The organism is Novosphingobium sp. (genome assembly GCF_041905565.1).
In the GTDB taxonomy this organism is placed as follows: domain Bacteria; phylum Pseudomonadota; class Alphaproteobacteria; order Sphingomonadales; family Sphingomonadaceae; genus Novosphingobium.
Window position 1 is genome coordinate 67,060 of sequence record NZ_JAYRKX010000010.1, and the last position, 22,854, is coordinate 89,913.

General features: G+C 66.7%; 23 protein-coding genes. 14 read left to right on the plus strand and 9 right to left on the minus strand.

Annotated elements, in window-relative coordinates; translation table 11 throughout:
• The first annotated feature begins 50 nt into the window (after positions 1-50).
• From ACE3N9_RS09805 to ACE3N9_RS09820, 4 genes are all read left to right on the plus strand, one after another.
• Positions 51-1,811, plus strand: a complete 1,761-nt coding sequence (locus ACE3N9_RS09805; protein ID WP_374283328.1) for a fatty acyl-AMP ligase — start codon at positions 51-53, stop codon at positions 1,809-1,811.
• Between the two features lie 189 nt (positions 1,812-2,000).
• On the plus strand, positions 2,001-3,206 hold the full coding sequence (locus ACE3N9_RS09810; RefSeq protein WP_374283330.1) for a toxic anion resistance protein: 1,206 nt from the start codon (positions 2,001-2,003) through the stop codon (positions 3,204-3,206).
• Between the two features lie 7 nt (positions 3,207-3,213).
• Positions 3,214-3,957 (plus strand): hypothetical protein, encoded by a 744-nt coding sequence (locus ACE3N9_RS09815; RefSeq protein WP_374283332.1) that lies wholly within the window; start codon positions 3,214-3,216, stop codon positions 3,955-3,957.
• 4 nt (positions 3,958-3,961) lie between these two features.
• Entirely contained in the window at positions 3,962-4,261 is a 300-nt protein-coding gene (locus ACE3N9_RS09820) for a polyhydroxyalkanoic acid system family protein (RefSeq protein ID WP_374283333.1), read from the plus strand.
• A 9-nt stretch (positions 4,262-4,270) separates the two neighbouring features.
• Here the strand turns inward: ACE3N9_RS09820 and ACE3N9_RS09825 are convergent, their stop codons facing one another.
• Positions 4,271-4,711, minus strand: a complete 441-nt coding sequence (locus ACE3N9_RS09825; protein WP_374283335.1) for a DUF2721 domain-containing protein — start codon at positions 4,709-4,711, stop codon at positions 4,271-4,273.
• Positions 4,712-4,782: 71 nt separating this feature from the next.
• Here ACE3N9_RS09825 and ACE3N9_RS09830 point away from each other — a divergent pair, with 71 nt between their 5' ends.
• Complete coding sequence (locus ACE3N9_RS09830) at positions 4,783-5,334, plus strand: lipocalin family protein (RefSeq protein WP_374283337.1); 552 nt, start codon at positions 4,783-4,785, stop codon at positions 5,332-5,334.
• 9 nt (positions 5,335-5,343) lie between these two features.
• Here the strand turns inward: ACE3N9_RS09830 and acs are convergent, their stop codons facing one another.
• The 4 genes from acs to ACE3N9_RS09850 all read right to left on the minus strand — a co-directional run bounded on the left by acs (position 5,344) and on the right by ACE3N9_RS09850 (position 10,790).
• Positions 5,344-7,272, minus strand: a complete 1,929-nt coding sequence (acs, locus tag ACE3N9_RS09835) for an acetate--CoA ligase (protein WP_374283339.1) — start codon at positions 7,270-7,272, stop codon at positions 5,344-5,346.
• Positions 7,273-7,397: 125 nt separating this feature from the next.
• Entirely contained in the window at positions 7,398-8,123 is a 726-nt protein-coding gene (locus tag ACE3N9_RS09840; protein WP_374283341.1) for an energy transducer TonB, read from the minus strand.
• 5 nt (positions 8,124-8,128) lie between these two features.
• On the minus strand, positions 8,129-9,733 hold the full coding sequence (locus ACE3N9_RS09845) for an MBL fold metallo-hydrolase (RefSeq protein ID WP_374283343.1): 1,605 nt from the start codon (positions 9,731-9,733) through the stop codon (positions 8,129-8,131).
• 40 nt (positions 9,734-9,773) lie between these two features.
• Positions 9,774-10,790 (minus strand): AraC family transcriptional regulator, encoded by a 1,017-nt coding sequence (locus ACE3N9_RS09850; RefSeq protein WP_374283346.1) that lies wholly within the window; start codon positions 10,788-10,790, stop codon positions 9,774-9,776.
• A gap of 88 nt (positions 10,791-10,878) precedes the next feature.
• Between ACE3N9_RS09850 and ACE3N9_RS09855 the strand changes: the two genes are divergently transcribed.
• From ACE3N9_RS09855 to ACE3N9_RS09870, 4 genes are read left to right on the plus strand one after another with little or no spacing between them, the layout of a single operon-like run.
• A complete protein-coding gene (locus ACE3N9_RS09855) occupies positions 10,879-11,856 on the plus strand; it encodes a quinone oxidoreductase (protein ID WP_374283348.1) in 978 nt (325 codons plus the stop codon).
• Entirely contained in the window at positions 11,853-12,701 is an 849-nt protein-coding gene (locus tag ACE3N9_RS09860) for a TauD/TfdA dioxygenase family protein (RefSeq protein WP_374283350.1), read from the plus strand. Before ACE3N9_RS09855 ends, ACE3N9_RS09860 begins: the two co-directional genes overlap by 4 nt.
• An 11-nt stretch (positions 12,702-12,712) precedes the next feature.
• Complete coding sequence (locus ACE3N9_RS09865; protein ID WP_374283352.1) at positions 12,713-13,768, plus strand: 3-keto-5-aminohexanoate cleavage protein; 1,056 nt, start codon at positions 12,713-12,715, stop codon at positions 13,766-13,768.
• Positions 13,765-14,316, plus strand: a complete 552-nt coding sequence (locus ACE3N9_RS09870) for an RBBP9/YdeN family alpha/beta hydrolase (RefSeq protein ID WP_374283354.1) — start codon at positions 13,765-13,767, stop codon at positions 14,314-14,316. The genes ACE3N9_RS09865 and ACE3N9_RS09870 overlap by 4 nt, the downstream gene beginning before the upstream one ends.
• Here the strand turns inward: ACE3N9_RS09870 and ACE3N9_RS09875 are convergent.
• Complete coding sequence (locus ACE3N9_RS09875; protein WP_374283356.1) at positions 14,313-15,317, minus strand: AraC family transcriptional regulator; 1,005 nt, start codon at positions 15,315-15,317, stop codon at positions 14,313-14,315. The genes ACE3N9_RS09870 and ACE3N9_RS09875 overlap by 4 nt on opposite strands.
• An 83-nt stretch (positions 15,318-15,400) precedes the next feature.
• On the opposite strand from ACE3N9_RS09875, the gene ACE3N9_RS09880 reads away from it, so the two are divergent.
• The 4 genes from ACE3N9_RS09880 to ACE3N9_RS09895 are packed head-to-tail and all read left to right on the plus strand — an operon-like array spanning position 15,401 to position 18,931.
• Complete coding sequence (locus ACE3N9_RS09880; protein ID WP_374283358.1) at positions 15,401-15,784, plus strand: carboxymuconolactone decarboxylase family protein; 384 nt, start codon at positions 15,401-15,403, stop codon at positions 15,782-15,784.
• A gap of 3 nt (positions 15,785-15,787) precedes the next feature.
• Complete coding sequence (locus ACE3N9_RS09885; RefSeq protein WP_374283360.1) at positions 15,788-16,846, plus strand: 3-keto-5-aminohexanoate cleavage protein; 1,059 nt, start codon at positions 15,788-15,790, stop codon at positions 16,844-16,846.
• A complete protein-coding gene (locus tag ACE3N9_RS09890; protein ID WP_374283362.1) occupies positions 16,843-17,667 on the plus strand; it encodes an SDR family NAD(P)-dependent oxidoreductase in 825 nt (274 codons plus the stop codon). Before ACE3N9_RS09885 ends, ACE3N9_RS09890 begins: the two co-directional genes overlap by 4 nt.
• 1 nt (position 17,668) lies before the next feature.
• A complete protein-coding gene (locus ACE3N9_RS09895; RefSeq protein ID WP_374283364.1) occupies positions 17,669-18,931 on the plus strand; it encodes an MFS transporter in 1,263 nt (420 codons plus the stop codon).
• Here ACE3N9_RS09895 and ACE3N9_RS09900 read toward each other — a convergent pair.
• Positions 18,909-19,544, minus strand: a complete 636-nt coding sequence (locus ACE3N9_RS09900) for a TetR/AcrR family transcriptional regulator (RefSeq protein ID WP_374283366.1) — start codon at positions 19,542-19,544, stop codon at positions 18,909-18,911. The genes ACE3N9_RS09895 and ACE3N9_RS09900 overlap by 23 nt on opposite strands.
• A 128-nt stretch (positions 19,545-19,672) precedes the next feature.
• Between ACE3N9_RS09900 and ACE3N9_RS09905 the strand changes: the two genes are divergently transcribed.
• The gene (locus ACE3N9_RS09905; RefSeq protein ID WP_374283368.1) at positions 19,673-21,439 is read left to right on the plus strand and encodes a bifunctional UDP-sugar hydrolase/5'-nucleotidase; all 1,767 of its coding nucleotides are present in this window, start codon (positions 19,673-19,675) and stop codon (positions 21,437-21,439) included.
• A 3-nt stretch (positions 21,440-21,442) separates the two neighbouring features.
• On the opposite strand, the gene ACE3N9_RS09910 is transcribed toward ACE3N9_RS09905, so the two are convergent.
• The gene (locus ACE3N9_RS09910) at positions 21,443-22,237 is read right to left on the minus strand and encodes a DUF1295 domain-containing protein (protein WP_374283370.1); all 795 of its coding nucleotides are present in this window, start codon (positions 22,235-22,237) and stop codon (positions 21,443-21,445) included.
• Positions 22,230-22,853 carry a lysophospholipid acyltransferase family protein gene (locus ACE3N9_RS09915; protein ID WP_374283372.1) on the minus strand — a complete coding sequence of 208 codons (624 nt, stop codon included), beginning with the start codon at positions 22,851-22,853 and terminating at the stop codon, positions 22,230-22,232. The genes ACE3N9_RS09910 and ACE3N9_RS09915 overlap by 8 nt, the downstream gene beginning before the upstream one ends.
• Position 22,854: the final 1 nt, after the last annotated feature.

Below are 22,854 nucleotides of genomic sequence, written 5' to 3' on the forward strand. Positions count from 1 at the left end.
CCAGGCCCAATGATGGTCGATCCCTTTGAAAATAAACGGGTTATCGCGCAATGACTGACGCCGCCGCCATGGTGACGACTGCTGTGGACCAATTGGTCCCGACCCCCAATTTCGACGAGCTGCCGCGCCGCTTTTCCGATTTCGCCACTTTCGGCGAAGCGTTGGACTATGCCGCGCAAGGGCAGCGGGGAATGAATTTCCACGATCCGCGCGGCAATCTGGCGCGGGTCTATCCGTTCAGTGAACTCCGTCAGGACGCGCTGGTCATGGCCCGCCGCCTGATCGCCCACGGCATCACCAAGGGTGACCGCGTCGCGCTGGTCGCCGAAACCGGGCCGGAATTCGCCGCGCTGTTCTGCGGCGCGGTCTATGCCGGGGCCTGGCCGGTGCCGCTGCCGCTGCCGACCAGCTTCGGCGGCAAGGACAGCTATATCGACCAGCTGGCCGTGCAGCTCAGCAGCAGCGACCCCAAGGTGCTGTTCTATCCCGCCGAAATCGCGGAAATGGCCGGTGCCGCCGCCGCCCGCCAGGGCTGCGAAGGGATCACCTGGCAGGACTTCGCGCAGACCGAACCGGCCGATTGCACCCTGCCCCCGGCCAGCGGCGACGACATCTGCTATTTGCAGTATTCCAGCGGCTCGACCCGCTTTCCGCACGGCGTGGCGGTGACCCATGCCAGCCTGCTCAACAACCTGGCCGGCCATGGCGAAGGGATGCAATTGCAGCAGCCGGACCGCTGCATCAGCTGGCTGCCGTGGTATCACGACATGGGGCTGGTTGGTTGCTTCCTGTCAGTGATCGCCAACCAGATCTCGGTCGATTACATCAAGACCGAGGATTTCGCCCGCCGCCCGCTGGCCTGGCTCGACATGATCAGCCGCAACCCGGGCAATTCGATCTCGTACTCGCCCACCTTCGGCTATGACATCTGCGCGCGGCGCATTTCCAGCCAGAGCCATGTGTCGGAACGCTTTGACCTGTCGCGCTGGCGGATCGCCGGCAACGGCGCCGACATGATCCGTCCCGACGTGATGCAGGGCTTCGTCAACGCTTTTGCCGAAGCCGGGTTCAAGGCCCAGGCCTTCCTGCCCTCCTATGGCCTCGCCGAAGCAACCCTGGCGGTCACCCTGATGCCGCCGGGCGAAGGGATCCGCGTCGAGCTGGTCGAGGAAGAGCGCCTGTCTGGCACTCCGCGCGACCTGTCTCGCCCGGCCCGCTACCGCGCGATCGTTAACTGCGGCAAGGCGGTCAAGGATATGGCGCTGGAAATTCGCGGCGAAGGCGGCGAAGTGCTGCCCGATCATCACATCGGCAAGGTGTGGTGCAAGGGGCCGTCGGTGATGGTCGGCTATTTCCGCGATCCCGAAGCGACCGAAGCCTGCCTGGTTGATGGCTGGCTGGACACCGGCGACATGGGCTACATGGTCGATGGCTACCTGTTCATCGTCGGCCGCGCCAAGGACATGATCATCATCAACGGCAAGAACCACTGGCCCCAGGACATCGAATGGGCCGTGGAGCAGCTGCCGGGGTTCAACCACGGCGATATCGCCGCCTTCTCGATCGAGACCGAGAACGGCGAGGAAGCGCCCGCCGTGCTGGTCCACTGCCGCGTGTCCGATCCCGCCGCGCGGATCGAACTGCGCGACATGATCCGCGACAAGGTGCGCTCGATCACCGGCATGAACTGCGTGGTCGAACTGGTCCCGCCGCGCACCCTGCCGCGCACCAGCTCTGGCAAGCTGAGCCGGGCCAAGGCCAAGAAGATGTTCCTTTCGGGCGAGATCGAACCGCTCAAGCTGGCCGCCTGAACCGCGCCGACACGTTGAAACAAGCGTCCCGGTCACCCCAGGCGGTGGCCGGGACGCTTTGCTTGGGCCTTTTCATCGGCTTGCGCAGCATCATGCTTGCGAGCCCTGTCTTATTTCGATAACACAGCTTGAACTCGATCGTGTCGCACACAACATATCCGCTCGAGAAGAAAGTACGGAACAGACGCCATGGCCAATACGCCTGATCAGACTGCCGCTCCCGCCATCACCCTGACCCCGCCCGAGCCGGTGCCGGTGATCGCGCCGGAACAGGCCGTGGGGCTGGTGCCCGTGTCGGATGACAACAAGAACAAGCTGCAGACCAAGGTCGATGCCTTCGTCAACGAACTGGTCGCGCAGGACGCCAATTCGCCCGAATTCGGCAAGCGGGTCGATCAGCTGACCAACATGGGCCGCAAGGAAATTGCCGCCGCCGCCGCGATGTCGAACCGCTTTCTCGACCGGCCGGTGCGGGCGATGGACAAGGATTCGGGCGTCGGCGCCAACCTGGCGGAACTGCGCAAGGTGGTCGAGGAACTGGACCCCGGCAAGAAAGGCCAGCTGTCCACCGGGCGCAAGATCCTGGGCTTCATCCCATTCGGCAACACGGTGAAGCGCTACTTCCAGTCCTATGAAAGCGCGCAGGGGCACATCCAGGGCATCCTCGGCCACCTCGCCTCGGGCAAGGACGAGCTGCTGATGGACAACGCCGCGATCGACGTGGAACGCCAGAAGCTGTGGGAAGCCATGGGCAACCTTGAGCAGATGATCCACATCAGCCGCACGCTGGACACCAGGCTGGAAGACAAGGCGAACGAGCTGGACGCGACCGACGCGGCCAAGGCCAAGGCGATCCGCGAAAGCGCGCTGTTCTATGTCCGTCAGCGCACGCAGGACCTGCTGACGCAGATGGCGGTGACCGTGCAGGGTTACCTGGCGCTGGACCTGGTCAAGAAGAACAACGTCGAACTGGTCAAGGGCGTGGACCGCGCCAGCACCACCACCGTGGGCGCGCTGCGCACTGCGGTGACCGTGGCCCAGGCGATGTACAACCAGCGACTGGTACTGAGCCAGATCACCGCGCTGAACGACACCACTGCCGGGCTGATCGATTCCACCAGCCAGCTGCTGCGCGACCAGACCGGCAAGATCCACGAACAGGCCGCATCCAGCACGATCCCCGTGGAAACGCTGCAGCGCGCCTTCCAGAACATCTATGACACGATGGACAACATCGACACGTTCAAGGTCAAGGCGCTGGACAGCATGAAGCAGACGGTAACCACGCTGACCGCCGAAGTGGAAAAGTCGCGCGGCTATATCGCCCGCGCCGAAGGCGCCGCCCAGGCGGCCAAGGCGGGCGATGCCCCCAGCCTGCTGAGCCTGGAGGGCTGATCCGCGCATGGCCGGAGAAGCCAACCAGTCTGACCTGATCCTGCGGCAGGCGCGCCAGTCGCTATCCAACCAGCGCGCCGGCGGGCGGCGGGCCGGCTCGATCGGCCGCCGCTCGGCCGCGCTCAAGCGCGAACATGCCTTCCGCAAGCTGGTGCGGGTGCTGCTGGCGGTGGCCGGGGTGATCTTTGCCGCGATGGTTGCCGGACTGGTGCTCGACGGGATCGGCTGGACCGGCGTGATCGTCACCATGCTGGCGATTGTCGTCGCGGCGGGGGTATTCTCCTCGTTCCCGAAGATGAAAGTGCCGACGCTTGAATCGCTTGGCCAGGGCGATACCCGCTCGCTGGTCGGGCGAACCGAAATGTGGCTGGAAAGCCAGCGCCCGGCACTGCCCGCTCCGGCGGTGCGGCTGGTTGACCAGATCGGGCTGCAGCTTGACGCGCTGGGCCAGCAGCTTGACGGACTGGACGAGGCCGCACCCGCCGCGCGCGAAGTGCGCAAGCTGGTGGGCGAACACCTGCCCGGGCTGGTTTCCACCTATACCAGCATCCCGCGCCACTTGCGCGGCGAGGCCAATGGCGGCGCTTCCCCTGATCAGCGGCTGACCGAAAGCCTGGGCAAGATCAGCGGCGAAATCGACAGCGTGACCCGCCAGCTGGCCAGCGGGGCGATCGATAATCTGGCGATCCAGACCCGCTTCCTTGACTACAAGTATGGCGGTGCGCTGGACGACGCGGCCAAGGTGGACTGACCCAATGGAACTGACTTTTCCCCACAGCCTCGGCCAGGCCGAAGCCTGCCGCCGCCTGCGCGAACATGAGGCAGAGATTGCCAACATCGCCCCCGGCATGGCCGAAGTGACCACCCATTGGCCCAGCGCCGAGCGGATGGAACTTCAGGTTTCGGCGATGGGCAAGCAGATCACCGGCGCAGTGGAGATCGGCGAAAGCAGTGTCAGCTTCAATTTCGACTTGCCGACCGCGCTGTCGTTCGCCGCGCCCATGATCAAGGCGGCGCTGGAACCCAAGGCCAGGAGGCTGCTGGGCCCGGCCTGACGGCTGGCGCTAAAGCTCGCGCTCAAGCTCAAGATAGCCGCGCGGAATGCGCAACTGCGCGGCGGCAACGCGGGTTTCGGCCAGGAACAGCAGCAGCGCCACCATCATCAGCGCCAGCGCCACCAGGAAGAAGCCGGCTGCCACCAGCGGCAGCTTGAACCCGGCAACCTCGTCGAGGAACAACACCGCCACCGTCGTCCCGATGGCCAGGCCCGACAGCACCAGCAGGAAGATCGCGCGGGTGATCAGGTGGATGCGCTGGGCAATCGCCCGCATTTCGCGCACCACCTCGTCATGTTCCGGCCCTTCGGTTTCGACGTGGCGTTCCTGCAACTGGCGCGACCGGTCGACGATCCGGCCAAGCCGGGTGGACAGCAGGTTCATGATGTTGCCGATCGCCACCAGGACAAACACCGGGGCAAGCGCAAGCTGGATGGTCTGGGCGATCATGCCCCTTGGTCTATGCTCCAAGCGGGATCACTTTCAAGTACAACCGGCTAATACCAACGTCGGAGTTTGCCATGTTGCCCCCCACCGTCCGTCCCATCCTGATTGCGATTTTCGCGGGCGTTCTGCTGCAAGGCTGCGCGGCGCTGGGGCCAAAGCACCCGGTCGGCAACGCGGCGGTGCCGCAGCCGGCCAAGCCGGTCGAGCTCGATCGCTACCTGGGTCGCTGGTACGAAATGGCGCGCTATGAACAGGGCTTCCAGAAGGACTGCGAAGGGGTCAGCGCCAACTATGCCCGGCGCGAAGACGGCAAGATCAGCGTGCTCAATGCCTGCCGCAAGCCCGATGGGCGCACCACCCAGGCCAAGGGCAAGGCCAAGGTGGTCGACACGGCCACCGGCGCTAAGCTGAAGGTCAGCTTCTTTGGCCCGTTCTATGGCGATTACTGGGTGCTGGACCGGGCGGACGATTACAGCTGGTCGATCGTCGGCGAACCGTCAGGCCGCTACCTGTGGCTGCTGACGCGCGAGGCAGTGCCCGCCCCGGCCACGCGCGATGCGATCATCGCGCGGACGCGGGCGCTGGGCTACGACACGTCGATGCTGCGGATCACGCAGCAGCCCTGATCCAGCGGGTCAGCGCCCGCTGGTCAGCAGCACATCGACCACGCCGGGATCCGCCAGCGTGCTGGTATCGCCGAGGTTCGACACATCGCCTTCCGCGATCTTGCGCAGGATACGGCGCATGATCTTGCCCGACCGGGTCTTGGGCAGGCCCGGGGCGAAATGGATCACGTCGGGCGTGGCGATCGGGCCGATTTCGTGGCGGACCCATTGCACCAGCTCCTTGCGCATCGCCTCGCTCGGCTCCTCGCCCGCATTCAGGGTGACATAGGCATAGATGCCCTGCCCCTTGATCTCGTGCGGCATGCCTACAACCGCGGCTTCGGCAACCTTGGCATGGGCAACCAGCGCGCTTTCGACCTCGGCCGTGCCCATGCGGTGGCCCGACACGTTGATCACGTCATCGACGCGGCCGGTGATCCAGTAGTACCCGTCCGCGTCACGCTTGCACCCGTCGCCGGTGAAATACTTGCCGCGATAGGTGGTGAAATAGGTCTGGAAGAAGCGTTCGTGATCGCCCCAGACGGTGCGCATCTGCCCCGGCCAGCTTTGCGTGATGCACAGGTTGCCCTCGGTCGCGCCTTCCAGCACGTTGCCATCGCCATCGACGATCTGCGGCACCACCCCGAACATCGGAAAGCTGGCCGCGCCGGGCTTCAGCGCATGGGCGCCGGGCAGCGGGGTCATCATGCAGGCCCCGGTTTCGGTCTGCCAATAGGTATCGACGATCGGGCAGCGTTCATCGCCGACCACGCGCCAGTACCATTCCCAGGCCTCGGGGTTGATCGGCTCGCCCACGCTGCCCAGCAGGCGCAGGCTCTTGCGGCTGGTCTTCTTCACCCAGCCGTCGCCCTCGCGCATCAGCGCGCGCAGCGCCGTGGGCGCGCCATAGAAGATCTCGACGTTATGGCGATCGACGATTTCCCAGAACCGGCTGTGGGTGGGATAGTTCGGCACGCCTTCGAACATCACCGTGGTCGCCCCGTTGGCGAGCGGGCCGTAGACGACATAGGAATGGCCCGTCACCCAGCCGATGTCGGCCGCGCACCAGTACACTTCGCCGGGGCGGTAATCGAACACATACTGGTGGGTCATCGCCGCCCAGGTCAGGTAGCCGCCGGTGGTGTGCAGCACGCCCTTGGGCTTGCCGGTGGAACCGCTGGTGTAGAGGATGAACAGCGGGTCTTCCGCGCCCATTTCCTCGTAAGGGCAATCGTCGCTCACGCTGTCGCGCAGCTCGTGCCACCAGTGATCGCGGCCTGGCTCCATCGTCACCGGGTTCGACACGTGGCGCACGGTCAGCACCGCCTTGACCGAGGGGCAGTGACCCAGCGCTTCATCGACATTGGCCTTGAGCGGCACCTGCTTGCCGCCGCGCATCCCGGCATCGGCGGTGATCACCAGGTTGCTGTCGCAATCCTGGATGCGCCCGGCCAGCGCTTCGGGGCTGAAGCCACCGAACACGATCGAATGGATTGCGCCGATCCGCGTGCAGGCCAGCATCGCCACCGCCGCTTCGGGGATCATCGGCATGTAGATGGTGATCCGGTCACCCTTCTTCGCGCCCAGCTGCTTCAGCGCATTGGCCATCTTGCACACTTCACCGTGCAGTTGGGCGTAGGTCAGCCGGCGCTGGTGTTCGCTGTCATCGCCTTCCCAGATGATCGCCACGGTATCGCCGCGTTCGGCCAGGTGCCGGTCAAGGCAATTGGCCGAGACGTTGAGCGTGCCATCGGAGAACCATTCGATCCCGAAGTCCGCCTCGTCATAGGAACACTGGCTGAGCTTGGTCCACGGCTTGATCCAGTCGAGCCGGGCCGTCTCCTCGCGCCAGAACGCTTCCGGGCTTTCCAGCGCGGCGCGATACTTCTGCGCATAGACATCGGCGTTGATCAAGGCGCGCTGGGCCCATTCGGCGGGGACGGGATGGGTGGTGGCCATTGCTCTCTCCAGCAAGATTCGGGTTTGATCGCAGGTAGGAGGCGGCAGGCGCGCACGTCAATGCCGCGCGAGGCGGAAAGCCGCCGTGTGTCTCGATTGGGAGACGCGTGAGGGCTCGCGCGGGGTCAGAAAAAGAACTTCTGCTGCCAATAGAAGGTCGCGGTCACCGGTTCGCCCGCCGCATTGGTTGCGGGCTTGAAGCGCAGCCGCTCCATCGCCAGCCGGCAGGCAGCCGCATCGGTATCGGGCAGACCGCTCGACTTGTAGACGCGGCAGGCGGTGGCCCGACCCGATGGGGCAACGGTCAGCGCCAGAATCACCGCCTTGCCGATCCGTTCCTCGCGTCCGCCGGGGGGAACGGGAAAGTCGCGCGCGTTGTTGATCTGGCCGCCGATGTGCTGGACCTTGCTGGCCGCGCCGCCGCCCGCGCCAGTGCCGCTACCGCCTGCGCCCGGGCCGCTGCCGGTTCCGCCCGCCCCGGTTCCGCCCCCGGTCTGGGCCGCCCCGCTGGTGTTCGCCGCACCGGTCGAGGCGGCGCGCGGCGCGGGCGTCTTGGCCAGTTCGACTTTCGCTTTGGCCGCGTTCACTTCGCGCGCCACCGCCTTCCTGCCCGCATCGCCCGCCGCCCCGGCCTTGTCCGGCGCCTTGGCGGGTTCGGGCGGCGGCGGCGCGGTGATGGTGACGGTAAAGGTAGAGACGACAGTTTCAACCGCCTTGGCCGCGAAATCTGGCGCAAAGGCGCGGATCAGGCCCAGCACCACGATGACATGAAACAGCACGACCAGCACGGCGACGCCCACTTTGGTGCGCGGCGAACTGTCCAGATCGGCCGCGCCCTCATGCTGGTCCATCGCCGTTACCTCTTGCCGTGTTCCTTCCGGTTGTGGCGAAAATCGGTGTAGCTTTCCAGTACCTTGCGCATCGCTTCGACCGCTTCGGCGCGGCGCTGGGCGCTGTCGATCCGGGCGAGGTCGCGCTTCAGCCCGCTGACGAAATCGGCGTAGCTGTTCTGCCAGTCATGCCCGGCGGCGCGGGTCAGGTCACTGCGCCCGGTATGGGTGCGTTTGGCGGGCTGGCCAGCGACAAGGTCATAGCTTTCGCCGATTTCGGGCAGCACCGCCTGGACTTCGGGCAGGCGTGCCTGGGTCAGCCGGCGCAGTTCCTCCAGCGCGTCCTGTTCGCCGTGTACCAGGAACAGGCTGCCCCGGATCGGCGCGCGCTCGGCAATCCAGTCGAGCAGCTCGCCCTGGTCGGCGTGGGCGGAATAGCTGTCGATCCGGCGGATCGCGGCGCGCACGGTGATGTCCTGCCCGGAGATCCGCACCCGCTCAGCCCCTTCGAGGATCACCCGGCCCAGCGTGCCCTGCGCCTGGTAGCCGACGAACAGCACGGTCGAATCCCGCCGGAACAGGTTGTGGACCAGGTGATGGCGGATGCGACCAGCTTCGCACATCCCCGATGCCGCCAGGATGATCGCGCCCGATACCGAATTGAGCCGGATCGATTCCTGCACGCTTTCGGTGAAGTGGAAGTTGGGACACTTGAAGGTGCAGTCGGGATGCACGTCTTCCAGTTCGGCGGCGTGGCGTTCGAACACGTGGGTGGCGTTGTGCGCCAGCGGGCTGTCAATGAACACCGGCACGTCGGGCAGCGCGCCAGTTCGCACCAGTTCGGCAATGTCGAGCAGCAGTTCCTGCGTGCGTTCCAGCGCAAAGGTGGGGATCACCAGGTTGCCGCCGCGGGTCAGCGCGCCGCGGATTTCGGCATGGAGCAGCTTGCGGCGCTGCTCGATCGTGATCGGTTCGCGCGCGCGGTCGCCATAGGTGCTTTCGCAAAGCACGAAATCGAACCCGGACGGGCTTTCCGGATCGGCGTGGAACGCCTTGTTGTCCGGCCCGAGATCGCCCGATACCAGCACCCGCGCCCCGCCCGCTTCCAGTTCGGCCGAAGCGCTACCCAGGATGTGCCCCGCGTTCCACAGCCTTGCGCGAAAGCCGGGGGCGGGCTCGAACCATTCTTCCAGCGCCACCGCCTCGCACTGGTCCCATGCGGCGAGCGCGTCGGCCTCGGTATAGAGCGGCTGGAATTCCTCCTCGCCCGCGCGGTCGCGGCGGCGGTTGCGGCGGGCAACGTCGGCTTCCTGGATACGGCCCGCATCGGCCAGCATGTATTCCAGCAGGTCGGCAGTCGGCTGGGTGCACCAGATCTTGCCGGTGAAGCCTTCGGCCACCAACCGGGGCAGCAGCCCGGAATGGTCGATGTGGGCGTGAGTCAGCACCACGGCGTCGACCTTGGCCGGGTTGAAGCCGAAGGCCCCGGCGTTCAGCCCTTCCAGCGTGCGCGAACCCTGGAACATCCCGCAATCGACCAGCACGCGCCGGCCATCGTGGACGAATTCGTGGCACGATCCCGTGACGGTCCGGGCGGCGCCGTGGAAGGTGAGGTTGAGCGGCTTGGTCATCTGGGCAGGGTGATCCTTTGCGCGCATGGTGGCAAGCGAATCAGCGGGGGGCATTGACCTTGCGCAAGGCGCGCGCGCAGCTGGGCGGTTGCCCGTGGCTGGCGCTGTACCAGCGGGTAAAGGCGCTGAGCGAGGCATAGCCGGTCAGCCCCGCGACATCAGTCAGGCTCAGCCGGGGATTAGCCAGGTGTCGCGCGGCCTGCTGGCGGCGCACCCGTTCAAGCAGCGCGCCGAACGGCTGGCCCGCTTCATCCAGCCGGCGTTGCAGGCTGCGCGGGTGCAGCCCCAGCGCGCGGGCGGTGGCTGCCAGGCTGGCCCCGCCTTCGGGCAGCTGCTGCAGCAATGCTTCTTCCACTTCCTGCTCGATCGTCCGGGCCGCGTCTTCGATCATCGCGGCGGCCATCGCGCGGGCATGGGTGGCCAGAGCCGGATCGGCGCGAGGATTGGGCAGATCCAGCACTGCCGGATCAAGCACCAGCCCCAGAAAATCGCTGCCGAACCGCACCGGCGCGCCAAAGCTGCGCTGATAGACCGGCATTTCACCCACCGGCGGGGCGGCGTGGGCAAAGCGCACTTCCTCGATCCGCCAGCGCTCACCCAGCAGCCATTGGCCCACCCCGGCCATCACCCCCATCGCCAGCTCGTCCGCCTGGCGCGAGACCAGCGGCGGATTGAGCGCGAAACTCTCGTGCAGCACCACTACCCCGCCGCGCTCCTCGAGTTGCAGCACCAGGGTCGAATTGATCCGGTTGCGATAGCGCTGCATCACCGCCAGCGCCTCGCGCAGGTTGGGCTGGTGGGCGATCAGCAGGCTGACCAGCCCCAGGTCCGCCACGGTGCGGCGCTGTGACATACGCAGGGCAAAAGTCGGGCACTGACTGGTGCGGGCGCTGTCTTCCAGCAGGGCAATGGTGGCGCGCGCCGGAATCATCCGGTCGGGTTCGGCAATCGCCCGGCGGGTCAGTCCGGCGCGGCGCAGCAGCGGGACGGGATCGAGCCGCAGTGCGGCAGCCGTCTCGAAATATCCGGTCAGGGTCGCGGCGCGGACCAGTTCCATGTCGCCAAATGTGCAGCAATTGTCGTGATTGGTCAAATGACGGCGCAGTGGTGAGCCTATCCCAAGCGGCGGGAGAAGGATGCCACTCATGGTCAAGACTGTTCGTTTCCACACCACCGGCGGCCCCGAAGTGCTGCAACTCGAAGATCTGCCGGTGGGCGAGCCCGGCCCGGGCGAAGTGCGCATCCGCCACCACGCGGTGGGCTGCAACTTTGCCGACACCTACTTCCGCTCGGGCACCTACCCGGTCCAGCCGCCCTGCGGGATCGGCGTCGAAGGCGCGGGCGAAGTGCTGGCGGTGGGCGAAGGGGTGACCAATGTCCGCGTTGGCGACCGGGTCAGCTACAACGGCGGCCCGCTGGGCGCCTATGCCGAGCAGCGCGTGATGCCCGCCGCGCCGCTGTTCAGGCTGCCGGACAACGTCTCCTACGAGACCGCCGCCGCATCGACCATGCGCGGCCTGTCGGCAACCTACTGGCTGCTGCGCGCCGATCCAAGGCTGCGCCCCGGCGATACGATCATGCTGCACGCGGCAGCGGGCGGCGTGGGGCTGCTCGCGGTGCAACTGGCCAAGCTGATCGGGCTGCGAGTGATCGGCACGGTCAGCACCGAGGAAAAGGCCGCCAAGGCCCGCGCGATGGGCTGCGACGAGATCATTTGCTACCGCCGCGAGGACGTGGCGGCGCGGGTCAGGGAACTGACCGGCGGAGAGGGCGTGCAGACGGTGTTCGACAGCGTCGGCAAGGACACCTTCGAAGGGTCGCTCAAATCGCTGCGGCGGCGCGGGGTGCTGGTCGGCTGCGGCACGGCCTCTGGCCCGTTCCCGCCGCTCGACGCGTTCCAACTGATGCTGCAAGGCTCGGTCTATTTCATCCGCCCCGCCTTTGCCGATTTCTACGCCGACCCGGCCGAGCGCGCCGAACTGGCGCAGTTCTGGTTCGATCACCTGTCCGCCGGGCGGATCAAGGTCGAGATCGGCCAGCGCTATACACTGGACCAGGCCGCGCAGGGCCACGCCGACCTCGAAAGCGGCAAGACCATCGGCTCATCGGTGTTCGTGCTGTGAAGGTCGAGAAGCTCACCCAGCACATCGGCGCGGAACTGTCGGGCGTGAACCTCGCCGAAGCGGCCCGCGATGACGAGTTGTTCGGCGCGATCAAGGCGGCGCTGCTGGAACACAAGGTGCTGTTCCTGCGGGGTCAGGACATCTCCCGCGCCGACCACGTCGCCTTTGCCGAGCGGTTCGGCCCGTTGGAAGACCACCCGGTTGCCGGCAGCGATCCCGACCATCCCGGCCTGGTCCGCATCTACAAGGACGAGAATTCGCCGCCCGATTTCTACGAAAATTCGTGGCACGCCGACACCACCTGGCGCGAGACGCCGCAACTGGGCGCGGTGCTGCGCTGCATCACCTGCCCGCCGGTCGGCGGCGACACGATGTGGGCCAACATGGAAAAGGCCTATGATGATCTGGCCGACCACATCAAGGAAACCATCGCGCCCCTCAAGGCCCGCCACTCGATCGAAGCCAGCTTCGGCGCAAGGATGAGCGACGAACAGCGCGCGGCGCTGAAGGCCCGGTTCCCCGATGCCGAACACCCGGTGGTCCGCACCCATCCCGAAACCGGCCGCAAGAGCCTGTATGTCTGCGGCTTCACCACCCATTTCACCAATTTCCACACCAGCGCCAATGTCCGCTACGGGCAGGACTATGCCCCCGGCGGCGCGGCGCTGCTGCACTACCTGATCGGACGCGCGCAGATCCCGGAATACCAGGTGCGCTGGCGCTGGCAGCCCGGTTCCATGGCGATCTGGGACAACCGCTGCACCCAGCACTACGCCGTAATGGATTACCCCCCCTGCGTGCGCCAGATGGAGCGTGCCGGGATCATTGGCGACAAACCCTTCTAAGGAGAGGAAAAATGCAGTTCTTCGATGAAAGCCTGCTGCCGGAAAACCAGGACCCGCTGGTCATCCAGGTCGCCCCCTATGCCCCCAGCTTCATGCCCCAGGACAGCGATGACATCCCGGTGTCTTTCGCCGAGCAGGTCCAGAAGGCGGTCGATTGCTACAACGCCGGGGCAACCGTGCTGCACCTGCACGTGCGCGAACCGGACGGCCAGGGCTCCAAGGACCTCGACCGGTTCAACGAAATGCTCGACCGGCTGCGCACCGCCGTGCCCGATATGGTGTTGCAGGTCGGCGGTTCGATCAGCTTTGCCCCCAAGAGCGAGGACGCGGCGGCGATGTGGCTGTCCGATGATACGCGCCACATGCTGGCCGATCTCAAGCCCGCACCCGATCAGGTCACGCTGGCGGTCAACACCAACCAGATGAACGTGATGGAACTGATCACCGAGGACGACGCCAAGGGGACCACGATGTGGGACACCTACCGCGACGCCTATACCGAGATGTATTACGACGCCGGCCCGGCCTTCATGAAGGAACACATGAAGCGGCTGACCGCGGCGGGCATCCAGACCCATTTCCAGGTCGGCTGCGCGCGCGATCTGGAAACGGTCGAGCGGCTGGTGCGGGGCGGCCACTACATGGGTCCGATGGTCTGCAACTGGGTGGCGATCGGCGGCGGCCACGATGGCCCCAACCCGCGCAACCTGATGGAATTCGTCAATCGCCTGCCGCAGAACGCCGTCTGCACGGTCGAAGGGCTGATGCGGAGCATGTACCCGCTGATCACCATGGGCATCGCGATGGGCCTGCACGTGCGCGTGGGTCAGGAAGACAACCTGTGGGGCCGCAAGGGCGAACGCGCCACTTCGGTCCAGCAGATCGAAAAGGCGGTGCGGATTTCCGAGGAACTGTGGCGCCCGATCGCCACGGGCCGCGAGGCGCGCGAAATCTACCAGATCGGCACCTTCTATTCGAGCGTCGAGGAAACGCTGGAGAAGAACGGCTGGCTGCCCGGCGTCAAGCCCGGCCGCCGCTGGCCGCGCGAACGGGCCCGCGCGGCGTGAGCGCGACGGTCCTCTTCGTGCCCGGTCTGCGCGACCACGTCGAGGACCACTGGCAGACCCGCGCCGCCCGGGCCTTTCCCGGAGCGGTGACGGTCGAGCCGCTGACCAGCGACCGCCTCTCTCGCCCGGCGCGGGTGGCGGCGCTGGACGCCGCCTTGCAAGCCATCCCGGGCGAAGTGGTGCTCGCCGCCCATTCGGCCGGGTGCCTGATGGTCGCGCACTGGGCGCTGGCTCCGACGCGGCCGATCAAGGCCGCGTTGCTGGCCACGCCCGCCGATGTCGAGAACCCGCTGCCGCCGGGCTATCCCAGCTTTGACGATCTGACCGCCAACGGCTGGGTCCCGATCCCGCGAAGCCCCCTGCCCTTCCCCGCCATCGTCGCCGCCAGCCGCAACGATCCGCTGGCCGCGTTCGACAAAGTGGCGGAACTGGCTGCCTGCTGGGGCGCGGACCTGCACGATGCGGGCGCGGTGGGTCACATCAACCCGCCCGCCGGGTTCGGACCCTGGGATGAAGGGGTTGAACTGATCCGGCAACTGGCGGGTTAGCCGCCTTGCTTGCGCCACTCCCGCGGGCTCATCCCGAAGTGCCCGCGAAACCACGTGCTGAACGCGGCCGGGCTGGAAAAGCCCAGCAATTCAGCGATCTGCCCGATCGAACGCGCCCGCCCCGCCAGGTGGCGCTGCGCCACTTCCGCCCGCTCCGCATCGAGCAGGGCGAGGAAACGCGTGCCTTCCGCTTCCAGCGCACGGGTCAGGGTGCGGCGCGACATGCCAAGCTGCGCGGCGACATGACCGGCGGTGCAGCGTCCGCTCGACAGCAGCAGGGCCAGCACGCGGCGCACCCGCTCGCTGGTGCTTTCGCCGATGCCCGGATCGGCCAGCCGCAACATCTGGCTGGCATAGGGGCGCAAGGCCGCCTCGGCCATCGGGTTTGGGCGCTCGAGCAGCTCGGCGCGGACCACGATCCCGTCGAAATCGGCATCGAAGCGCACATGCGGCCCCAGCACCTGGCGAAACTTGGCCGGGTCCACCGGGCGCGGGCGCGACAGGCACACTTCCTCGGCCTCCCACGCCGGGCCGGTCAACTGGCGCAGGATGCGGTGCTGCATGGCCACGGCAATGTCGGTGGCCTGCGCTTTGGGCCCCGGTGCCAGCACGGTAGAGCGCAGCACGACCACGTCGCCAAACCGTTCGCGCGTGATCGCCAGGGCATCGTTGTGCAGCGGCAAATAGGCGGAGATAGCCGCCAGCGCCGCGCCCACTGTGGGTTCGTCGCGCGCCAGCAGGCTGATCGGGCCAAGATTGGCAAAACCGCGCAGTTCCGACAGGCGCAGGCCGAAATCGTCCCGCCCGCAGGCCTGCCCGGCCAGTTCAAAGGCCAGATTGACCGCCGTGACCGGCAGGCGCAGGTCGGGCGTGGCCTCGGCATTGGCGGGAAGCCCCGCGCGGCGCAGCAGCGGCGCGGCATCGACGCCATAGGACCGGCACAGCGCAGCCAGCCCGGTCAGGGCGGCGGCGCGCACGGTCAGACCTCTGGCTTGGCTCATATTCAAAAGTTTATGGCGCAATTAATAAATAATGCAATCCCGCCTCGCCCTATGATCGCATCATTGACGGGAGAGCATGCACCATGAGCCAGACGCCGATCAGCGACGCCGCTCGCACCGGAGGTCAATGGAACCAGGCCTGGGACCAGGCCGCTGCCTTTGATGCCGAATGGATGGAAAAGTTCCTCGACATGGGGACCCATTCGGTGCGCAAGGGGATCATCGATCCCAAGACCTACGAGCTGATCGCGATCGCGGTCGATGCCAGCTGCACCCACATGTATTCGCCGGGGGTCAAGCGGCACATCGCCAAGGCGCTGGACCTGGGGGTCACGCCCGAGGAAATCATGGCCGTCCTGCAACTGGTCGCCGTGCTGGGGATCCATTCGGTCGCGCTCGGCACGCCGCATCTCGTCGATGAAATGAACGCTCGCGGGATGCCTGTTCCCGCCGCCAGGGAGGACTGAGCAATGCAATTCCTTGATGACAGCCTGCTGCCCGAAAACCAGGAAAAGCTGGTGATCCAGGTCGCCCCCTATGGCCCGCAGTGGCTGCCGGGCGACTTTCCCGAAGACATTCCGGTGACCATGGCCGACCAGGTCCAGAAGGCGGTCGATTGCTATAACGCGGGGGCCACCGTGCTGCACCTGCACTGCCGCGAGGCGGACGGCAGCGGATCGAAGCGCCTGTCGATGTTCAACGAGATGATCGACCGCATCCGCAGTGCCTGCCCCGACATGCTGATCCAGGTTGGCGGCTCGATCAGCTTCGCCCCCGAAGGCGAAGGCGCCGAGGCCAAGTGGCTGTCCGACGACACCCGCCACATGCTGGCCGAACTGAAGCCCAAGCCCGACCAGGTGACCATCGCGATCAACACCAACCAGATGGACATCTCTGCACTGATGGACGCCAGCGATATCGCCGGCACCAGTCTGACCAACCCGGCGATGTTCGAAGCCTATCGCAACATGCATTACGAAAGCGGTCCGGCCTTCGTGGAGGAACACCTTCGGAGACTGGTTGCCAATGGCATCCAGCCGCACTTCATGCTGGGCGACCTGAGCCAGCTGGAAACGGTCGAGCGGCTGATCCGCAAGGGCCATTACCAGGGGCCGCTGGTGCTCAACTATGTCGCGATCGGCAGCAGCGCGGCCGGCACCCACCCGGCCGACCTGATCGAATTCGCCCGCCGCGTGCCCGATGGCGCGGTGCTGACGATCGAATCGATCATGCGCAACGTCGCCCCGTTCAGCGCCATCGCCATTGCGCTGGGCCTGCACGTGCGCTGCGGGATCGAGGACAACCTGTGGAGCCGCAAGGGCGAACGCATGACCAGCGTCCAGCAGGTCGAACAGATGGTCCGCATCGCGAATGAATTGCACCGCGACGTGGCCAGCGGGCCGGAAGCCAAGCAGATCTACCAGATCGGCACCTTCTACCAGTCGACCGACGAGACGCTGCGGAAGGTGGGCTATTCGCCCAATCGCCAGCCGGGCCAGCGCGGCGTGCCGCGGTGGGAATACGCGTGAGTTCAGTGGAGGGGAGAGTCTGCGTCGTCACGGGGGCGGCGCGCGGGCTCGGGCAGGCGATCGCCGCGGCACTAGGGGCTGCCGGCGGTCGCCTCGCCTTGTGCGACGTGCTGGACGCGGAACTGGCGGCGACGGCGGCGGACCTTCGCGCGCAAGGCATCGCGGTTTACGCCGCGCGCTGCGATGTCAGCGATTCGGCCAGCGTCGATGCCTTCTTCGCGGCGGTGGAACAGGAACTCGGCCCGGTCGAGGTGCTGGTCAACAACGCCGCGCTGGTCCCCGGCGGGCCGGATGACGAGGTGCGGCGCAGCAAGCATTACGCCTATATCACCACGCCAGTGCCACGCACCTCGCTGGGCTTCACCAGCGCGATGAGCGATGCGGAATGGCTGAAATACTGGGGTGTCAACGTCCACGGCACCTTCTTCTGCACGCGTGCCGCGCTGCGCCAGATGGAGCCGCGCGGCTATGGCCGGATCGTCAACGTGGCCTCGGTCGCGGGCCTGTCGATGTACAGCGCGCACAGCCCGCACTACAGCGCCACCAAGGGCGCGGTGGTGGCCTTCACCCGCGCTGTCGCTTCGGAAGTCGCGGGCGCCAACATCTTCGTCAACGCGATTGCCCCGGGCGGCGTCGCGACGCCGATGTTCGAGGATTACCTGGCCCGGCTGGACGAGGAATCGCGCAATCGCATGTTTCAGTTTGTCCCCGCCGGCCGACTGGGTACGATGGCCGAATATGCGGGCCTGGCGGTCTATCTGGCGGGGGACAACCATTACCTTGCCGGGCAGATCATCAGCCCCAACGGGGGGATGTTCTGACGTGGCAGGTGCGGCGATAATCAGCGACGAACCCGGCCCGGACCGCGCCACCGCCTATGGCTGGATCGTGTTTGCGCTCAGTTTCGGGCTGCTGATGTCGGATTACATGGCGCGGCAGGTGCTGAATGCGGTCAACCCGCTACTCAAAGCCGAATGGGCGCTGAGCGATGCAGAACTGGCCAGCCTGTCGAGCGTCGTCTCGCTTGCGGTCGGGCTGCTGACCTTTCCCCTGTCGCTGGCTGCCGACCGGTTAGGGCGGGTGCGCAGCCTGGCGGCGATGGCAGTGCTGTGGAGCGTGGCGACCCTCGCCGGGGCCTGGGCGCAGGGTTATGGCCAGATGCTCGTCGCCCGGCTCTGCGTCGGGGTGGGCGAAGCAGCCTATGGCAGCGTCGGGATCGCGGTAGTGCTGGCGGTGTTTCCGATCCACATGCGCTCCACCCTCGCAAGTGCCTTCCTGGCGGGCACCATGGTCGGACAGGTTCTGGGCGTCGCCGTGGGCGGCCAGGTTGCGGCCACGCATGGCTGGCGCACCGCGTTTGAAGTGATCGGCTATTCCGGGCTGGCGCTGGCGGTGCTCTATTTACTGGTGGTCCGCGAAAGCCGGATCGGCAGTCCTTTGGCGCGGGAACCGATCGTGTGGCGCCGCCTGCTGGGGCAATTGTTCGGCCCTGCCGCGCTGCGGCTGACCTATTTCGGCTCGGGCGTGCAAATGTTCTGCACCGGCACTCTGGCAGTGTGGCTGCCGAGTTATCTCAACCGCTATTATGCCCTGCCGGTGGACCGCGCGGGCAAGGCCACCGCGTTGTTCCTGATGGTTTGCGCGGCGGGAATGGTAACCTGCGGCATCATCAGCGACCGCATGGCCAAGGGAGCGCCCGCGATCAAGCCGCAGCTGGCATCGCTGTTTGCCCTGGGTTCAGCCGCACTGTTTGCTGCAACCTTTTTCAGCCCGCCCGGCCTGCTGCAAATGGCGCTGCTAGCTGCCGCACTGTTCATCGTGGCAGCGGTTGCCGGCATTGCCGGAGCGATGGCTGCCAACATGACCCCGCGCGCGATCCACGGCACGACCATGGCCACGCTGGCGTTGGCCAACAACCTGATCGGGCTGGCGCCTGGGCCGCTGATCGTTGGCTGGCTGGCCGACCATTGGGGGCTCGACACAGCGCTCCGGGTGCTGCCGCTTCCCTGCCTGCTCAGCGCAGCAGCCTTTGCCCTGGCCCGCGCACCCTATGCCGCGCGGGTTACGCCGCGCGCAGTCCCGTAAGCCCCTTGGCCCCGCGATCCTGGGCCGACAGGCCATCGAACACCGCATCGATGATCCGCGCCAGCTTGTCAGTCGTCAGCCGGTGCATCACTTGCTCCATCGCGCCGATGTTGACGTAGCAGTTGACCATCTGGTTGATCAGGCTCAGCGCCTCGTCGATCGACAGGCCGGAAAAATGCCCCTCGGCCATCGCCTCGCCGATGATCACCGACAGGTAGTGATCGCCAAGGTCGACGTAGGAGCGGACCAGATCGAAGTTCTCCTTGCCCAGCTCGACATAGTTGGCGAAGGCCACCGGGTCGTGCTCCCATTCCGTCTTCATCTGCGCGAAGCGGCGGGCGAAGAATTCGTACATCTTGCGGCGCGGCGGCAATTCGCTGGCAACCACGTCCTCCATGATCGCGACCTTGGGCTGGAACCACCGTTCCGCCACGGCGTCGATCAGGGCCTCCTTGCTGTCGAAGTAGCGATAGAGGTTGGCGGGCGACATCTGCGCGCGCGCGGCCAGTTCGGCCACGGTCAGGCTGGTCGAGCCGCGCTCCTCGATCAATCCGATCACCAGATCGATCAACTGTTCCCGTCCGGCTTCGATGTCCGTCTGCGGCCGCGCCATCACGAAATCTCTCCCGCCGAAGTTTTGTGTCGATCAAGATAAACACGCGGCGGCGAATTTCAAGAAACTGTCTTATCGATACAATACGCACCCCTTGCCGCCATGCGCCACTCGGCTAGGAAGACCCGATGAACCAATGCCCCCGCTCTATCGCCCGAATCGTCCCTGCCCTGGTGCTGCTGCCGTTGCTGGCGGCCTGTGCCGGCGGCCCGCGCACCGGCGCTGGCGGGCCTGCCCCGGTGACCGTGGGGGTGATCGGCCTCAACGATTTCCACGGCAGCATCGAAGCGCCGCGCACGGCCGTGATGGTGCCCGATGGCCAGGGCGGCGCCCGCCCCGTTCCGGCCGGCGGCGCGGCGTTCCTCGCCTCAGCGGTGGAAAGTGTGCGCAAGAATTACACCAACTCCGTCACCGTGGCGGCGGGGGACCTGACCGGGGCCTCGCAGATCGCCTCGTCGCTTTTTCTTGATGAACCGGCGATCGGGGTGCTCAACCGCATCGGGCTCGATTTCAATGCGGTCGGCAACCACGAATTCGACCAGGGGACCGAGGAACTGCTGCGCAAGCAGACCGGCGGCTGCGCCCAGCATACCGCGCGCAAGCCCTGCCAGATCGAACGGTTCGAAGGCGCGAAGTTCAAGTACCTCGCGGCCAGCACCGTGCGGGCCGATGGTTCCACCCTGTTCCCCGCCACCGGCATGCGCAGCTTCGGCAAGGGGCGCAGCGCGGTGCAGGTCGGCATTATCGGGCTGACCCTGAAGGACACTTCGAACCTGGTGTCGCCCGACGGGATCAAGGGCCTGACCTTTGGCGACGAGGCAGCGGCGATCAACGCCCAGGTCCCCCGGCTGCGCCAGGCCGGGGCCGATGCGGTGATCGTGCTGATCCACCAGGGCGGCTATACCTCGGGCAATCCCGACCCCAGCAGCTGCGCCAACCTGACCGGCGAGATCAAGCCGATCCTCGACCAGCTGGACCCGGGCGTGGACGTGGTGGTTTCCGGCCACACCCACTGGTCCTATGTCTGCGATTACGGCCAGATCAATCCGGCAAAGCCGATCCTGCTGACCAGCGCCGGGGTTTACGGCCAGCTGATTACCGACATCACGCTGGAAATCGACCCGCGCGCGGGCAAGGTGGTATCAAAGCGCGCCCGCAACGTGGTGGTCCAGGGCGATCCCTATGTCTCGCCGCGCGGGCCGGTGAACAATGCCGCCGATCTGCCGCGCTTCACCGCGCGGCCGGATGTCGCGGCCTATGTCGGCCAGTATACCGAAGCGGCCAAGGCCTATAGCCTGCGCCCCGTGGGCAAGCTGGCCGGTCCGGTCGCGCGCGGGGCCAGCGGGGGCCTGGGCAACCAGGGCGGCTCGCTCGGCAACCTGATCGCCGATGCGCAACTGGCCGCAACGCAGGGCGCAGGCGCGCAGATCGCCTTCATGAACCCGTTCGGCCTGCGCGCCCCGCTCAACCCGGCGGCGGACGGCTCGCTGACCTTTGGCGACATCTATGCCGCCCAGCCGTTCAACAACACGCTGGTCACCCAGACGATGACCGGCGCGGAACTGAAGGCGGTGCTGGAACAGGGCTTCGACGATTACCAGCCCAAGCAGGCGCTCTCGCCCTCGGCGGGGTTCGCCTATCGCTTCGACCTGTCGCGCCCGGTGGGCGACCGGGTGACCGCGATGACGCTGAACGGCCAGCCGATCGATCCGGCGGCCAATTATCGCATCACCACCAACAGCTTCCTGGCGGGCGGCGGCGACAGTTTCAGCCTGTTCAACCGCCAGCGCGACCGGGTAATCGGCCTGTCCGATCTCGACGCGCTGGAAGCCTGGCTCAAGGCGACCCCGCCCCGCCCCGTCCCGGCCGAGGACCGGGCGGGCGCAGGCAAGTAACGCTCAGCCCCGGCGCGGCGGCCAGGGAATGAAGCCCGAGGTGCGCGCGACATATTCGGCATAGCCCCGGCGGCTCTTGGCCAGGCCCTTTTCCAGCAAGGGCTTGCCCGACCAGCGGGTCAGCGTGAAGGTCAGGAACACCGGGCCGATCAGGCTGGCCAGCGCCACGCCCGTGCCGGCTTCGGCCGCAACCAGCCAGATGCCCCACCACACGCAGGTATCGCCGAAATAGTTGGGATGGCGGGTATAGCGCCACAGCCCGGTATCCAGCACCTTGCCCTTGTTCGCGGGATTGGCGCGGAACGCCTTCAACTGCGCATCGCCGACCGTTTCGAACACCATGCCCGTCAGCCACAGCGCCGTGCCTGCCCAGCCTAGCGGGCCCAGCCCGGCGGCTGCGCCGCTGGCGAGGACGCCAAGCTGCGCGGGCAGGCAGGTCAGGAACAGTAGCACCGCCTGCGGACCGAACACCAGCTTGAACGCGGCGCTGCCATAGCGCCCCTGCTCCTTCGCCTTGCCCAGGATGCGGGCATAGCGCGGATCCTCGCCGTGGGCGCGCCAGCGGGTGTACAGGTGCAGCGCCAGCCGCAGCCCCCACAGCGCGGTCATGCCCAGCAGCAGCGTAGCGCGCTGGCCGGGCTCGGCCAGTTGCAGCCAGCTGGACGCAGCCATGACCACCATGCCGGCGCCCCATACCGCATCGATGAACGACACGTCGCGGATCCGCGCCGCGACCCAGCACAGCGCCAGCATCATGCCGACATCCACCGCGGCATTGACCAGCAGGGCTTCAAGCATCGGCTTCTCCTTCACGCGGCACGTTGGCTTCGATCCCGTCGTTGCGGGGATGGCCCGGCAGGACCGAGCGATAGAACGCCGCGATCCGCGCCATGTCGGCCCGGAAATCGCCGCTGGGCATCAGCGCCGGGCCGATCCCGCCGCGCATCGTGGCATGGTTGACCCAGGCCGGCACGATCGGCACGCCCGCCCCCAGCGCGATGTGGTAGAAGCCCGATCGCCAGCCCTTGGTCGCGCTGCGCGTCCCTTCGGGCGCGATCACCAGCGCCAGCCGGGTGCGCCGCTTGAACTCGGCCACCAGTCCCTCGACATAGTTGCCGCCGGTGCTGCGGTTGACCGGCACCCCGCCCATGTCGAACATGAAGCGCGTCAGCGGCCATTTGAACAGCGCATGCTTGCCCATGAAGGCCGGTTCGATGCCCAGCTGATGCGTGGCCCCCAGGAAGAACACGAAGTCCCAGTTGCTGGTGTGCGGCGCGCCCAGGATCACGCAGCGCGGGGGGATGAAATCCTCGCCCTCCAGCCGCCAGCCCTTCCAGCGATAGAGCCACAGGAGAAGGCCCTTGACCAGGCGCGACAGCAGCGTCGGTGGCCGTTCAGCCGCATCGCCTTCCATG